We start from the raw sequence: 13,530 nt of genomic DNA on the forward strand, positions 1-13,530 counted from the left end.
ATCCGGAGGCCGACGCGCCGGTGGAGGCAGGGCGCGCCGCCCTCCGGCCAGGCGCGCCGGACGCCGCGGACCGCCGGCGGCCCCATCGCCCAGGAAGCCGCCCGCCACTTCCTGAACCCATGCCGCGCCGAAGGGCGGACGTCGTCTCCACGGGGGGCGGCAAAAGGGGGAATCGAACGGCGTCGCCATCAGGCCTTGTCGCCAACAGCCCTCAGCACAACGGTTGTTGCACATCTATTGACGTGTTCGTAACAAGGGTGGAGTATCTCGCACAGTCGGAGAGAGCGCTCTCTGACTGTGCGCGTCGCGTCGTGTACCCGCCCCACGACTCAGGAGACCCCCATGTACGCACATCCCCGGCTCCGCAGCCCCCTCCCCCCTTCACGGGCCAGACGCAGCGGCGTACTGGCCGTCATAGCCGGAATGGTCCTCTCACTGCTCGCCCTCGTCCCCCAGACCCCCGCGAGCGCCGCGCCGTCGTTGCTCTCCCAGGGCAGGACGGTCACCACCTCCAGCCAGGAGAACGACGGCACCCCCGCCTCCGCGGCGGTCGACGGCAACACCGGGACGCGCTGGTCGAGCGCCTTCTCCGACCCCCAGTGGATCAAGATCGACCTCGGCGCCGCCGCCTCGGTGAGCCAGATCGTGCTGCGCTGGGAGGCGGCCTACTCCAAGGCCTACCGGATCGAGTTCTCCGCGGACGACAACAGCTGGAGCACCGCGTACTCCACCACCACCGGCCCCGGCGGCACGGAGACGCTGAACGTCTCCGGCACCGCCCGCTACGTCCGGCTGACCGGCACCGCGCGTGCCACCGGCTACGGCCACTCCCTCTGGGAGTTCCAGGTGTTCGGCACGACCGGCGGCAGCGACCCGCAGATCCCCGGCGGTGGTGACCTCGGCCCCAACGTGCTGGTCTTCGACCCCTCGACGCCGGGCATCCAGGCCAAGGTCGACGCGATCTTCAAGCAGCAGGAGTCCGCGCAGTTCGGCACGGGCCGCTACGCGCTCATGTTCAAGCCGGGCACGTACAACAACATCAACGCCCAGATCGGCTTCTACACCTCCATCGCCGGCCTCGGCCTCAAGCCGGACGACACGACCTTCAACGGCGACGTCACCGTCGACGCCGGCTGGTTCAACGGCAACGCCACCCAGAACTTCTGGCGTTCGGCGGAGAACCTCGCCCTGAACCCCGTCAACGGCACCGACCGCTGGGCCGTCTCCCAGGCGGCCCCCTTCCGCCGCATGCACGTCAAGGGCGGACTCAACCTCGCCCCGAACGGCTACGGCTGGGCCAGCGGCGGCTACATCGCCGACAGCAAGATCGACGGCCAGGTCGGCCCGTACTCCCAGCAGCAGTGGTACACCCGCGACAGCTCCATCGGCAGCTGGGGCAACGGCGTCTGGAACATGACCTTCTCCGGCGTCGAGGGCGCGCCCGCCCAGAGCTTCCCCGAACCGCCGTACACCACCCTGAACAACACTCCCGTGTCCCGCGAGAAGCCGTTCCTCTACCTCGACGGCAACGACTACAAGGTCTTCGTCCCCGCCAAGCGCACCAACGCACGCGGCGTCTCGTGGAACGGCACCCCGCAGGGCGAGTCCATCCCGCTGAGCCAGTTCTACGTGGTCAAGCCCGGCGCGACCGCGCAGACCATCAACGCGGCCGTACGGCAGGGTCTGCACCTGCTGTTCACCCCGGGGATCTACCACGTGAACGAGCCCATCGAGATCAACCGCGCGAACACGGTCGCACTGGGCCTCGGCCTCGCCACGATCATCCCGGACAACGGCGTGACCGCGATCAAGGTCGGTGACGTCGACGGCGTCAAGCTCGCCGGACTCCTCGTGGACGCCGGCACGCAGAACTCCTCGGTGCTCGTCCAGGTGGGTCCCGAGGGCGCGGCGGCCGACCACTCGGCGAACCCGACCAGCCTCCAGGACGTGTTCGTCCGGGTCGGCGGCGCGGGAGCCGGGAAGGCGACCACCGGCATGGTGGTCAACAGCGACGACGTCATCATCGACCACACCTGGCTGTGGCGCGCGGACCACGGCGACGGCGTCGGCTGGGAGACCAACCGGTCCGACTACGGTCTGCGGGTCAACGGTGACGACGTCCTGGCGACGGGCCTGTTCGTCGAGCACTTCAACAAGTACGACGTCCAGTGGTACGGCGAGAACGGGAAGACGATCTTCTTCCAGAACGAGAAGGCCTACGACGCCCCGAACCAGGCCGCCATCCAGAACGGCGACATCAAGGGCTACGCCGCCTACAAGGTGGGCGACTCGGTCACCACGCACGAGGGCTGGGGCATGGGCAGCTACTGCTACTTCAACGTCGACCCGAGCATCCGCCAGCAGCACGGGTTCCAGGCGCCCGTGAAGCCCGGAGTGAAGTTCCACGACCTGCTCGTCGTCTCCCTCGGCGGCCAGGGGCAGTACGAACACGTCATCAACAACACCGGATCACCGACCTCCGGTACATCGACCGTCCCGTCGCAGGTGGTGTCCTTTCCCTGAGCCGGGGTGAGATGAGCCCGGTCGGCTCATCGCGCGGTGCGGGGCCCGGCGGTACCACCGCCGGGCCCCGCGTCACGTCCCGAGGAGGGCGGACAGGTGGGCTGCCACCTCCGGTCCGCCCGTGGCTCCGGTACGCATGCCGAGGTACCCGTCGGGACGCACCAGGAACGCCTCGCCGCCCCGGGCGCCGTACGAGCGGCGGAACTCACCGAGGGTGTCGTGCACCGCGGGCACACCCGGTGCGGGCGCCCGCACCCCGGGACCGAGGACCGCGCAGGCGTTCAGCATGCCGTGCGCGGCGCCGAGTGCCTCGGCCGCCACCGCGCCGAACACCGCGGCGTGCTCCTCACGCTCCGCGTACAGCAGCAGCGTGTGGTCCCGCTCCCTCAGCAGGGTGAACAGCCGCACCGGGAACGCGGCGACGGCGTGGACGAGGCCGCCGCAGTCGGGCGCCCGGTCGCCGGGGGCCGGGCCCTCCGGGGCCGGGCCGGGCCCGGTGATCGGGCCGCCGCGGTAGCCGAGCAGGAGCTGGGCCTCACGGAGCAGCAGCGTCGTGCGGTCCTCGGGTTCGCTTCCGATACCGGCCCGTGCGTGGCGCAGCGTCCGCGCGACGACCTCCTCCCCCACGGGCCGGCGTTCGGCGTCGTAGCTCTCCAGCAGGCCGGGACCGGCGTGTCCCCGGACGGCCGCCGCGAGCTTCCAGGCAAGGTTGAAGGCGTCCTGGATGCCCGTGTTCATCCCCTGGGCGCCCGTGGGCGGATGGATGTGCGCCGCGTCCCCGGCCACGAACACCCGTCCTTCGCGGTAGCGGCCGACGATGCGGTGGCTGATGCGGAAGACGGAGGACCACCGCAGCGCCGAGGCGGTCGTGGGATGCGGGGAGAGCCGGTCGAGCACCGCCTGGATGTGCTCGATCCCCGGCAGCGGGCCCTGGTCACCGCTCAGGCCGTGTGACACACCGCCGGCGCCGTTCGCGCCCGCCCGGGAGAGTTCCGGGGGCGTCGGCATCGACATCCGGTAGCGGCGGTCACCGGGCAGCGGGATGCAGACGAGGAGGTCGTCCGTGCGCCCGTCGACGACATGGGTGGACCGGACGCCGTATCCGTCGGGCAGGTCCCAGTCGACCTCGACGTCGCCCAGCATGTACTCCTCGGGGAGAGAGACCCGCCTTCGAAGGGGAGTCCCAGGGTCCTGCGTACGACGCTGTGGGCGCCGTCGCAGCCCAGGAGGTATCCGGCCGTCAGTTCCTCGGTGCGTCCGGAGGGTGCCGAGAGGACGGCCCTGACCTCGCCGGAGTCCTGCTCGAACGAGAGGAGTTCGGTGCTCCGCTCGATCTCCCCGCCCCAGCGGACCAGGAGTTGGGCGAGGAGGCGCTCGGTGTCGTACTGCGGGAGGGCGGCGAAGCCGTAGGGCACCTCCGGGGGCAGTTCCAGGTCGATCCGCGCCTGTTGGGCGCCGTTGACGTAGAGGAGCTGGCCCCGCATCGGGACAGCCGCCTCCAGTGCTTCGCGCGCCATGCCCATCCGGTCCCAGATCTCCAGGGTCCTGGGCTGGACCCCCACGGCCCTGGCATAGGGCAGCCGCTCGGGGAGGCGGTCCACGATCCGGCACCTGACGCCCCTTCGGCACAGCTCGGCGGCCGCCGTCAGACCCACCGGCCCCGCCCCCGCGATCAGCACGTCGACGTCCACCACGGGCACCTCCCAGGGCCGGATGACTTCATTCCAATGCAGCACACCATGAGCGGTATGTCCATTTCGCGCCGCACGCTTCATTCACCGGCGACCGCAACACGCCACACCTTCTCCATATCTCGGAGGAGAAAGTGGGGTCACGAACACAACAACGCGAGAAATGCTTCATACCGGCACTCCGCCCATATTCGGAGGCCACCGAAAAAGAGAGCCTTGTTCATCTTCTTCGGCACCGTGAATGCGACCGGCCACCGAAACGGTCCTCATACCGGCTGTGCCCATTCCTGGGGCCCGGAACTCGGGCGGATCTGCACACCGTGTGCGCACAGCGATCACACCACGTGGGTCATAGCCGCTGGTCCGGACCACTGCGCGAGGCGTTTGGGGCGGGAGTGCCCCACTTGGGACGCCCGCGGCCGGACCGGCCGGGAAAGCACACGCCCGAATCTCGTGAAGGACCTGCCGCCATGAAATGAACACTTCTGCACGAAAGTCGATTTCGAGGCCGGATCGGCGACGGATCAGCCGCCGTCGGATTCGCTGTGCGCGGCACGGTCGTGCTTTGATCCTGGCCCATACGGAAGCCGCACCCCCGGTTTCCGTATGGAAGCAATTTCCATACGAAGGGCAGCGCTCATCATGAACTACACCCCCCAGGTCGAGACCGCCGAGATCTCCGACAGCGACCTCGACAACGTCTCGGGCGGCCTCATCGGCGGCCTCGCCGGCAACGTCACGGGCACCGTCGACAGCATCGTCCCGGTCTCCGGCATCGTCGGCTCGGTCACGGGTCTCGTCGAGTCGGCCACCGGTGTGAACACGGGCGCGGTCACCGGCCTGGCCTCCGGCCTCACCGCCGGTCTCTGAGAGACGGCAGTATCCACCGAGCCCCGGAACCCGTCGGTTCCGGGGCTCGGTGCCGACCGCCGACAGGTGAGGGAAGAGTTCCGTGCAGTTCCGTCAACAGGCGCTCTCCAAACTGCAGTCGCCCGAACAGCTCGACCTCCCGGTGCGCTTCGCCCGCCCCCAGGGGCTGCTCGTCCTCTGCGTCACCGTCGCCGTGATGGCCGCCGCCTGCCTCTGGGCCGTGACGGGGTCCGTCGCCAGCACACTCGACGCGCCCGGCATCCTCACGCACGCGCGCGGCAGTTACGTCCTGCAGAGCCCGGTGGCCGGCCAGATCACCGAGGTGCTGGCGGACGAGGGAGCCACCTTGCCCGCCGACGCCCCCCTGCTCAGGGTCCGTACGCAGGAGGGTGAGAAGGTCGTACGCACCATCGGCGCCGGCCGTCTCACCTCCGTCACCGCGACGATCGGAGCGGTCGTGGCGACGGGCGCCGACGTGGCGAGCGTCGAGCGTATCGAGGGCCCCGACGACCCCCTCGTCGTCCTGCTGTACGTGTACGGCGGCAGCGCGGCGTCGGTCCCGGTGGGCGCGAAGGTCGACCTCACCGTGCAGTCGGTGCCCGCCCAGCGGTACGGCGTGCTCCGCGGCAAGGTGGCCGCGGTCGGCCGGGCGCCGCAGACGCGTCAGCAGATCACCCGTTTCCTCGGCGACGCCCAGCTCGGGGCGCAGTTCTCCCGGCACGGACGGCCGCTCGCCGTCCTGGTGCGGATCGAGCGCTCGGGATCCACGGAGTCCGGCTACCGGTGGTCCTCGGCCGAGGGCCCCCCGTACGCGATCGGTTCCATGACCCTCGCCACCGGCTCCGTGCGCCTGGCCGACCAGCGCCCCATCGATTGGCTGCTCCCGTGACCGCACCCCACCCGTCCCCCGCCGCGCAGCAGCTGCCGCCGTCCGGCCGGGGCAGACACCGGCCGGAGAGCGGGCGCCGGTCGCGTCCCGCCCCGAAGCCGGGACGGACGAGGACCGTGCGCTCCCCCACGGTGCTCCAGATGGAGGCCGTGGAATGCGGTGCCGCCTCGCTGGCCATGGTGCTGGGGCACCACGGGCGCCACGTGCCGCTGGAGGAACTGCGCATCGCCTGCGGCGTCTCGCGTGACGGTTCGCGCGCCAGCAACGTGCTGAAGGCCGCGCGCGGTTACGGACTGCGGGCCAAGGGCATGCAGATGGAACCCGCCGCGCTGGCCGAGGTCCCCGCACCGGCCATCCTGTTCTGGGAGTTCAACCACTACGTGGTGTACGACGGCATGGGTCGCCGTCTGGGGCGGCGTGGCGTGCACATCAACGACCCGGACAAGGGCCGCAGGTTCGTGCCCACCGAGGACTTCGACACCAGCTTCACCGGGGTCGTCCTCGTCCTGGAACCCGGCGAGGACTTCCGCCGCGGAGGCCGCAGACCCGGGGTCCTCGCGGCCCTGCCCGCCAGGCTGCGGGGCACCACCGGCACGATGCTGGTCGCCCTGCTGGCCAGCCTGCTGCTGGTCGCCGTCGGGGCGACGCTGCCGGCCCTGAGCCGCACGTACATCGACATGTTCCTGATCGGCGAGCAGACCTCCCTGCTGGGGCTGCTGTTCGCCGCGATGGGCACCATGGTGGCCCTCACCGTCGCGCTGACCTGGCTGCAGCAGGCGAACCTGCTGCGCGGACGCATCATCTCGTCCACGCTCGGCAGCGCGCGCTTCTTCCGGCACCTGCTCAGGCTGCCGGTCACCTTCTTCGCGCAGCGCAGCCCAGCGGATCTCGTCCAGCGGCTGCAGTCGAACGACGCGGTGGCCGAGACGCTCGCCCGGGACCTCACCGCCGCGGGCGTGGACGGCATCGTCGTCCTGCTCTACGCGTTCCTGCTGTGGACGTACGATACGCAGCTGACCGTCATCGGGGTGGGGATCGCCCTGCTCAACGTGGTGGCGATGCGCATCGTCGTACGGCTGAGGGCCACCGGCACGCAGAAGCTCCGGGCCGACAGCGCCCGGCTGACGAACACCTCGTACACCGGCCTCCAGCTGATCGAGACGATGAAGGCCACCGGCGGTGAGAACGGCTACTTCCGCCGGTGGGCGGGCCAGCACGCGACGACTCTGGAGGAGCAGCAGCGCCTCGGGGTGCCGAGTGCCTGGCTGGGTGTCGTCGCCCCGCTCCTCGCGACGCTGAACAGCGCGCTCATCCTGTGGATCGGCGGGCTCAGGGCGGTCGAGGGGCACATCTCGATCGGTCTGCTCGTGGCTTTCCAGGCGCTGGTGACCAGGTTCACCGCACCGGTCACCCGGCTCAACGGGATCGCCGGACGCGTCCAGGACTTCGCGGCGGACGTGGCGCGGCTCAAGGACGTCGAGAACTTCCCGGTCGATCCGCTGTACTCGCGCCGCGAGCCCGCCGAGAGCACCCGCCGGCTGAAGGGCCACGTGACGCTGGAGGACATCACCTTCGGCTACAGCCCGCTCGACAAGCCGCTGCTCACGGGATTCTCGCTGGCGGTCGGCCCGGGACAGCAGGTGGCTCTGGTCGGCGGTTCGGGCAGTGGCAAGTCGACGGTGTCCCGGCTGATCTCGGGGCTCTACAGCCCCTGGGAGGGGGTGATCCGCATCGACGGACGGCGACTGGAGGACATACCCAGGGGCGCACTGGCGGCGTCGGTCTCCTTCGTCGACCAGGACGTCTTCCTCTTCGAGGGCACGGTCCGGGACAACGTGGCGCTGTGGGACCCGTCGGTCCCCGACGAAGCGGTGGCCGAGGCGCTGCGGGACGCCGCGCTGTACGACGTGGTGGCGCGGCGCCCGCGGGGCATCCACAGCCGTGTCGAGCAGGACGGGCGCAACTTCTCCGGGGGGCAGCGCCAGCGCCTGGAGATCGCCCGGGCGCTCGTACGCCGTCCCAGCGTCCTGGTGCTCGACGAGGTCACGAGCGCGCTGGACGCCGAGACCGAGCGGGTCATCATCGACAACCTCCGGCGGCGCGGCTGTGCCTGTGTGGTGATCGCGCACCGGCTGAGCACGGTGCGCGACAGCGACGAGATCGTGGTCCTGGACCACGGGACGGTGGTGGAACGGGGCCGGCACGAGCACCTGGTGGCTGCCGGGGGCCCGTACGCCGAACTGGTCAGGGAGCACTGACATGGCATCCGCACACCCCTTCCCGGCCACGACCGCCCCCGGGCTCGACCCCGTCATCGACGCGCTGGGGACACTCGGCGCACCGGTCGACTGCACGGGCCTGCGGAGTCTCCCGCTGGAGGGACCGCAGGTGCTGTGGCTGGTCACGGGCGGCGCCCTCGACCTGTTCGCGGTGGACGCGGCGGCGCAGGGGCACTGGCACTTCCTGGGCCGTCTCGAACCCGGGGCCCTCGTCCTGGGTCCGGTCGAGGGCCCCCGGCACACGCTGGTCGGCCGCCCGCTCCAGCACTGCGAGCTGCGCCGGATCGCGCTGCGCGAGCTGTACCGGCCCGCGCACCCGGACCAGGGCGGTTTCGACGGGCAGTTCCGCAGCCATTACGACACCGGCGACGCGACGCTCAGCCTGCTGGAACACGCGTTCTCGCTCGGTGTGGGGCGCAGTCGGCAGGTCCTGTTCGAGGCCCCGCTCGACGGGCGGACCACGGTCGACGAGGCGGTCGGCGACGACGACGTCCTGTGGCTGCCGGTGTCGCCGGGGGACGTGCAGTACGGCGCCGCCTTCAGCGCCGAGGCGGCCGGTGATCTGCTCGTCGACGCCGCGATGTGGCAGGGCATGGTCAATCAGCAGTTCCGTCTGCTGTCGGCGCTGGACCGCTGGATCGAGCAGCTGGAGCGGGCGCACGAGGACCGGACCGCGGCCGGGCTGAAGGCGGGCGAGGCCGTCCGCAAGGAGGCCGACGAGGCACTGCTGACGTCGATGGGCCGGTCGGGGAAGGGTGCCCCGCGTTCGGCGGGTGCCTCGGACGACGCGGTGTACGCCGCCTGCCTGCTGGTGGCGCGGGATTCGGGGATCGTGCTCTCCGCGCCCGCGACGGGCGGCGCGGTCAGCGACCGGATCGATCCGGTCGAGCAGGTCGCCGTCGCCTCGCGCGTCCGGACGCGCGCCGTGCGGCTGGACGGCCGCTGGTGGCGGACGGACGCCGGCCCGCTCGTGGGGCACCGTGCGGCGTCGGGCGCACCCGTGGCGCTGCTGTGGCGCCGCGGCCGTTACGAGGCCGTGAACCCGCTGACCGGGCGGCGCGCCCGTGTGGACGCGGACAGCGCGCAGGAGTTCGAGGAACGGGCCGTGATGTTCTACCGGCCGCTGCCCGAGCGGCCGCTGGGCAGAGGGCAGTTGCTGCGCTTCGCTCTCTTCGGCACCCGGACCGATCTGCGGAGGCTGGTGCTGACCGGACTGGTGACGGTCGCCCTGGGCTCACTGGTGCCGGTCGCGACGGGCCGGGTGCTCGGCGTGTACGTGCCCGAGGCCCGGACCGGACTCATCGTGCAGGTCTCCCTGGCGGTGATCATCGCCGGCGTCGTGTCGGCCGCTTTCACGCTGCTGCAGAACCTGACGATCCTGCGGATGGAGGGACGTGTCGAGAGCACCCTCCAACCCGCGGTGTGGGACCGGCTGCTGCGGCTGCCGACGAGGTTCTTCACCGAGCGGTCCACCGGGGAACTGGCGAGCGCGGCCATGGGGGTCAGCGCGATCCGGCGGGTGCTGTCCGGCACCGGTCCCGTCGTGGTGCAGGCGGGCACGCTGGGTGCCATGAATCTGGGGCTGCTGCTGTGGTTCAGTGTCCCGCTGGCGCTCACCGCCGTGGCGATGCTGGTGGTGATCGCCGGCGTGTTCCTCACCATGGGCATGTGGGAACTGCGCTGGCAGCGCAGGCTGGTCGAGCTGGGCAACAAGCTCAACAACCAGGCCTTCCAGACCCTGCGCGGCCTGCCGAAGCTGCGCGTCGCCGCGGCGGAGAGCTTCGCGTACGGGGCGTGGGCGGCGGAGTTCGCGCGGAGCCGTGAGCTGCAGAAGCGGGCCGGCCGGATCAAGAACGCGACGACGGTGCTCAACGCGGTCTATCTGCCGCTGTGTTCCCTGGCCGTCTTCATGCTGCTGGCCGGTCCGGCGCGCGGTTCGCTGTCGGCGAGCGAGTTCCTGACCTTCAACACGTCCGTGACGATGCTGCTGACCGCGGTCACCCAGCTCACCGGCGCTTTCGTGTCGGCGGCGGCCGTCCTGCCGATGTTCGAGCAGATCAAGCCGGTGCTGGACGAGGCACCCGAGGTGCGGGGCGCCAGCACGCAGCCGGGGCCGCTGTCCGGGGAGATCGAGGCGAGGGGTGTCACCTTCCGCTACACGGACGACGGTCCCGTGGTCCTGGACGACGTGTCGCTGACCGTGCGGCCGGGCGAGTTCGTCGCGATCGTGGGACCCAGCGGGTGCGGCAAGTCGACGCTCCTGAGGATGCTCATCGGCTTCGACCGGCCCGTGTCGGGCAGCGTCCTGTACGACGGCCAGGACCTCGCCTCGCTGGACCAGGCCGCGGTGCGCCGCCAGTGCGGGGTCGTCCTGCAGAACGCCCAGCCGCTGTCGGGGTCGATCCTGGACTGCATCTGCGGCGCCGAGGTCTTCACACAGGAGGAGGCGTGGGAGGCCGCCGCCATGGCGGGTCTCGCCGAGGACATCAAGCGCATGCCGATGGGCCTGCACACGATGATCTCCGGCGGCGGGGCGATCTCCGGCGGACAGCGCCAGCGGCTGATGATCGCGCAGGCCCTCGTGAGGCGCCCGCGCATCCTGTTCTTCGACGAGGCGACCAGCGCGCTGGACAACGAGACCCAGCGGACGGTGATCGAGAGCACCAGGTCGCTGCGGGCCACCCGGGTCGTGATCGCGCACCGGCTGTCCACGGTCCTGGACGCCGACCGCGTGATCGTCATGGCGGACGGCCGTGTCGTCCAGCAGGGGCCGCCCGCCCTGCTCCTCGCGGACACGGGCGGGCAGCTCCATGAGCTGGTGCGGCGCCAGATGGCCTGAACCGTCCGCCGCCGGGCCGGGAGGACGTCCGGCTCCCGCCCGGTCCCGGCGGGGGCCTCAGTCCCTGCGGCCGCCGGGCACCGCGACGTCCGCGGCGTCCCGGATGCTGTCGTGCGCCGCCGCCTCCACGGCCTCGGCGGTGATACCGAACTCCTCGTACAGGCGCTGGTAGTCGGCCGAGGCACCGTAGTGCTCCAGGCTCACGATCCGGCCGGCGTCGCCGACCACCTCGCGCCAGCCCTGGCCGACCGCCGCCTCGACACTGACCCGGGCGCGCACCCCGGGAGGCAGCACCTCGTCCCGGTAGGACTGCGGCTGCTCCTCGAACCACTCACGGCAGGGCATCGACACCACGCGTACGGCCAGCCCCTCGCCCGTCAGCCGGGCGCGCGCGTCGAGCGCGATCTCGACCTCCGAGCCCGTCGCCACCAGGATGACGTCGGGTGTGGCCTCGGCGGAGTCGGCGAGGACGTACGCACCGCGCGCCGCACCTTCGGCCGAGGCGTGGGCACCGTCCCCGCGGTCGAGCACGGGCAGGTTCTGCCGGGTCAGCACGAGACCGGCGGGGCGGTCGGTGTGCTCCAGGATCGTCCGCCAGCAGACGGTGGTCTCGTTGGCGTCGCCGGGGCGTACGACGTCGAGGCCGGGAATCGCCCGCAGGGCCGCCAGGTGTTCGACGGGCTGGTGGGTGGGGCCGTCCTCACCGAGCCCGATCGAGTCGTGCGTCCAGACGTAGGTGACGGGGAGCCGCATCAGGGCACCCAGCCGCACCGCGGGACGCATGTAGTCGCTGAAGGTGAGGAAGGTGCCGCCGTACGGACGGGTGAGGCTCTGCAGGCCGATTCCGTTGAGGACGGCCCCCATCGCGTGCTCCCGGATGCCGAAGTGCAGGGTGCGCCCGTAGGGGCCGCCCGCGAACTCCGAGGTCTGCCGGTCGGACGGGACGAAGGAGGGCTCGCCCTCCATGGTGGTGTTGTTGCTGCCCGCGAGGTCGGCGGAACCGCCCCACAGCTCGGGGAGCACCGGCGCGAGGGCGGTGAGCACCTCGCCGGACGCCTTGCGCGTGGCCATGCCCTTGGGGTCCGCGGGGAACACCGGGAGGGCGTCCGTCCATCCGTCCGGCAGTTCCTGCTTCCGCAGCCGGTCCAGGAGCGCGGCCCGCCCGCTGTCGGCGCCGCGCCACGCCTCGTAGCTCTTCTGCCACTCCGCCTTGGCCGCCCTGCCCCGCTCCCCCGCCTTGCGGGTGTGCGTGAGGACGTCGTCCTCGATGGGGAAGTACACGTCGGGGTCGAAGCCGAGGAGCCGCTTGGTGCCGGCGACCTCGTCGTCCCCCAGGGCCGCGCCGTGTGCCTTGCCCGTGTTGCGCTTCGTCGGTGCCGGCCAGCCGATGATCGTGCGCAGCATGATCAGGGAGGGGCGTGAGCGTTCCGCCTTGGCCGCCTCGATCGCGGTGAGCAGCGCGTCGACGTCCTCGACGTAGTCGCCCGTGCGGGTCCAGTCCACCGTCTGCGTGTGCCAGCCGTAGGCGGCGTAGCGGGCCGGGACGTCCTCGCTGAAGGAGATGTCGGTGTCGTCCTCGATGGAGATGTGGTTCGAGTCGTAGAACACCACGAGGTTGCCGAGCTGCTGGTGGCCGGCGAGCGAGGATGCCTCGGAGGCGACGCCCTCCATCATGTCGCCGTCGGACGCGAGGACGTACACGTGGTGGTCGAACGGGCTGGTGCCGGGGGCGGCGTCGGGGTCGAGCAGTCCGCGCTCCCTGCGGGCCGCCATGGCCATTCCCACGCTCGCGCCGAGCCCCTGTCCGAGCGGCCCGGTGGTGATCTCCACGCCCCGGGTGTGCCGGTACTCCGGGTGGCCGGGGGTCGCCGATCCCCAGGTGCGCAGGGCCTTCAGGTCCTCCATCTGCAGGCCGTACCCGGCCAGGTACAGCTGGATGTAGAGCGTCAGACTGGAGTGGCCGCAGGAGAGGACGAAGCGGTCCCTGCCGAGCCACTGGTCGTCCTCGGGGTCGTGGCGCATGACCTGCTGGAACAGCAGGTAGGCGAGCGGCGCCAGGCTCATCGCCGTACCCGGGTGGCCGTTGCCCGTCTTCTGTACGGCGTCGGCGGCCAGGACCCTGACGGTGTCCACCGCCCGTACGTCGACGTCGGTCCAGCCGGCCCGTTCCGCCACAGGGAGCGCGAGCCCGGGGTCACGGGTGCTGCCGGAAGAGGATCGCTCGGGCGCCATGGGTTGTCTCCCTCGGATGTGGCATCTCTTGACGACGGGGCCGTTCGGTGCGGCTCGCCACCCTTCGCATCCTCTGTTCCCTCGTCCCCGCCCGCACCCGGAGCGGGCCCGGGCGGCGAGCGGCCGCTGCGGGTGGCGGCGACACCTGTCCCGTCGCCCGGTCGCCTACCCGCGCGGGCGCCGGGCAGGCCCGTGGAGATCGCGTCC

Annotated in this window: 6 protein-coding genes and 1 pseudogene; 5 read left to right on the forward strand and 2 right to left on the reverse strand. The window is 71.4% G+C overall.

Going from position 1 to position 13,530, the window contains the following annotated elements; translation table 11 throughout:
• Positions 1 to 342: 342 nt before the first annotated feature.
• On the forward strand, positions 343 to 2,523 hold the full coding sequence (locus OHT61_RS03795; RefSeq protein ID WP_329035028.1) for a discoidin domain-containing protein: 2,181 nt from the start codon (positions 343 to 345) through the stop codon (positions 2,521 to 2,523).
• A gap of 72 nt (positions 2,524 to 2,595) precedes the next feature.
• On the opposite strand, the pseudogene OHT61_RS03800 reads toward OHT61_RS03795, so the two are convergent.
• A pseudogene (locus OHT61_RS03800) lies at positions 2,596 to 4,217 on the reverse strand (FAD-dependent monooxygenase).
• A gap of 639 nt (positions 4,218 to 4,856) precedes the next feature.
• Here OHT61_RS03800 and OHT61_RS03805 point away from each other — a divergent pair.
• The 4 genes from OHT61_RS03805 to OHT61_RS03820 all read left to right on the forward strand — a co-directional run bounded on the left by OHT61_RS03805 (position 4,857) and on the right by OHT61_RS03820 (position 11,091).
• Positions 4,857 to 5,084, forward strand: a complete 228-nt coding sequence (locus OHT61_RS03805) for a type A2 lantipeptide (protein WP_329035030.1) — start codon at positions 4,857 to 4,859, stop codon at positions 5,082 to 5,084.
• 82 nt (positions 5,085 to 5,166) lie between these two features.
• On the forward strand, positions 5,167 to 5,973 hold the full coding sequence (locus tag OHT61_RS03810; RefSeq protein WP_329035033.1) for an HlyD family efflux transporter periplasmic adaptor subunit: 807 nt from the start codon (positions 5,167 to 5,169) through the stop codon (positions 5,971 to 5,973).
• On the forward strand, positions 5,970 to 8,231 hold the full coding sequence (locus OHT61_RS03815; protein ID WP_329035034.1) for an NHLP family bacteriocin export ABC transporter peptidase/permease/ATPase subunit: 2,262 nt from the start codon (positions 5,970 to 5,972) through the stop codon (positions 8,229 to 8,231). The genes OHT61_RS03810 and OHT61_RS03815 overlap by 4 nt, the downstream gene beginning before the upstream one ends.
• A gap of 1 nt (position 8,232) precedes the next feature.
• Positions 8,233 to 11,091: an NHLP bacteriocin export ABC transporter permease/ATPase subunit gene (locus tag OHT61_RS03820; protein ID WP_329035035.1), complete on the forward strand. Its 2,859-nt coding sequence runs from the start codon at positions 8,233 to 8,235 to the stop codon at positions 11,089 to 11,091.
• Positions 11,092 to 11,148: 57 nt separating this feature from the next.
• Here OHT61_RS03820 and tkt read toward each other — a convergent pair whose 3' ends face one another.
• The gene (gene tkt / locus OHT61_RS03825) at positions 11,149 to 13,323 is read right to left on the reverse strand and encodes a transketolase (protein WP_329035037.1); all 2,175 of its coding nucleotides are present in this window, start codon (positions 13,321 to 13,323) and stop codon (positions 11,149 to 11,151) included.
• Between the last annotated feature and the right edge of the window lie 207 nt (positions 13,324 to 13,530).

Origin of the sequence: Streptomyces sp. NBC_00178 (assembly GCF_036206005.1) — a bacterium.
In the GTDB taxonomy this organism is placed as follows: domain Bacteria; phylum Actinomycetota; class Actinomycetes; order Streptomycetales; family Streptomycetaceae; genus Streptomyces.